Source organism: Pseudomonas sp., from assembly GCF_035277045.1.
Taxonomy (GTDB): domain Bacteria; phylum Pseudomonadota; class Gammaproteobacteria; order Pseudomonadales; family Pseudomonadaceae; genus Aquipseudomonas.
The window spans coordinates 1-2097 of the sequence record NZ_DATELE010000211.1; the positions used below are offsets into that span (position 1 = coordinate 1).

The window sequence follows — 2097 nt, forward strand, 5'->3', positions numbered from 1 at the left end:
TTCGAGGTGGACGAACAGCGCGGGCACCATGTAGTCCGGCAGTCTTGCCAGCAATGCCTCGCGCAGTACCTCCACCGCCAGCGCTGCGCCGGTGTAATAGGCGACCAGACGCTTGCCGCCCGGCGGCACGTCGCGCACCAGTACCAGCGCCTGGTCGATGCCCGGCAGCAGGCGCAGGCAGGTCTCGATCTCGCCTGGCTCGATCCGCAGACCGTTGAGCTTGACCTGATCGTCGGTGCGGCCGAGGAAGTGCAACTGGCCCTCGGCGTCCATCCGCACCAGGTCGCCACTGCGGTACAGGCGGTCTCCCGCGACAAAGGGGCTGTCAATGAAGCGCTCGGCCTGCAGGTGCGCCAGGCCCAGATAGCCGCGCGTCACGCCGGCACCACCGATGTGCAGTTGCCCGGCTACCCCCTGGGGCACCGGCTGGTCGTGGGCGTCGAGCACGTAGAGCCGGGTGTTGTCGATCGGCCGGCCGATCGGCAGCGTGTGGGCAGGCACCGGAGTGTCAGGCTCCAGGGTCCAGGCGCTGCAGTCGACGGTGGTTTCGGTGGGCCCGTAGACGTCGTGCAGGCGCACCTGCGGCAGGCATTCGCGCACCTTCGTGGCGAGCTCGCGGGTAAGTTCGCCGCCGCCGCAGATGATATCGGTCAGGCCATGGCAGCGCCGGCTGTCCGGGTGCTCGAGGAACTGCCCGAGCAAGGCCGGCACGAACTGCACCACACTGACCTGCTGCTCACGGATCACCTGCGCCACGTACGCCGGATCGCGCTGCCCGTCGGCGCGGGCCAGCACCAGCGGCACCCCCGCGCACAGCGGCCAGAACAGCTCCCAGACCGAAGCATCGAAGCTCAGTGGGGTCTTGTGCAGCAACGCGCCTGCGCGGGGGCACAGCCGCGCCGACCAGTGCACCAGGTTGACCACGTTGCGGTGCTCGACCATCACGCCCTTGGGCCTGCCGGTGGAGCCCGAGGTGTAGATCACGTAGGCCAGGTGAGCTGCCGTCACCCCGGACACCCGCGGGTTGTCGCCGGCTTTCGCGCACAGGCTGGCGTGCGCGGGGTCGACCACCGGCATCGCCACCTCGCCAAGCAGGGCACGGCCGGCCTGCTGCGCCAGTACCACCGCCGGGGCGCTGTCCTCGAGCATGTAGCGCAGGCGCTCGCGGGGGTAGCCTGGGTCCAGGGGCACATAGGCGGCGCCCGTCTTGAGGATGGCCAGCAGGCCGATCACCATTGGCAGGCCGCGCTCGATGCAGATCGCCACCCGGTCATCAGGCCGAACGCCGAGCGCGATCAACTGATGGGCCAGGCGGTTGGCCTGAGCGTTGAGCTGCCGGTAGCTCAGCTCGCCAGCCTCGCTGCGCAGCGCCACCGCGTCCGGCCGGCGCTCGGCCTGGGCCTCGAACAGGCCGTGCAAGGTCTGTTCACTGTCGCGCGGCTGAGTCGTGGCATTGAACTCCACCAGCAGGTGCTCGCGCTCGACGTCGTCCAGCACCGGCACATGACGCAGGGCCAGGCCGGGCTGTGCTTCAAGCGCCTCGACCAGCCCGGTCAGCGCCTGCTGCACGTAGCCACAGATGCGCCGCGCCCCGGCCTGGGGCAAGGTCATCACCGTCAGGCGCAGGCCCTCGCCGAAGTCATCGACGTTCAGGCTCAGCGGGTAATTGGTGTGCTTTTCGCTGGTGTGCACCTGCAAGCCCTGCCAGGCCTCGAGCCGGGCATCCTGACGGGCCTGGCCGGCGCTGTGCCTGAAGTTGAGCACCGCGCTGAACAGCGGCAAGGGCGCGGGCACCGCGCTGCAGCGTTGGGCCAGGGCCAGTGAGGCGTGCTCGTGGCCGAGCAAGGCGGCCAGGCCGCGGTGGGTGTCACGCACCGCGTCGCCGACGCTCGCAGTACCAAGGTCGACCCGCAGCGGCAGGGTATTGATGAACATGCCAAGGCCCCGGTCGGCGCCCGCACCGCCTTGCAGGCGGCCCATCAGCACGGTGCCGAACACCACGTGGTCCTGGCCGGTCGCGGCGCCCAGCACCCGCGCCCACGCCAGGTGCAGCAGGCTGGCCAGCGTCACCCCCTGGAGCCGGGCCTGGCCGCGCAG

General features: G+C 70.4%; 1 protein-coding gene. It reads right to left on the minus strand.

Annotated features, from left to right (window positions below; translation table 11 throughout):
* Nucleotides 1–2097, minus strand: a 2097-nt coding sequence (locus VJS90_RS12035) for an amino acid adenylation domain-containing protein (protein WP_324121879.1), incomplete at both ends; no start/stop codon positions are given.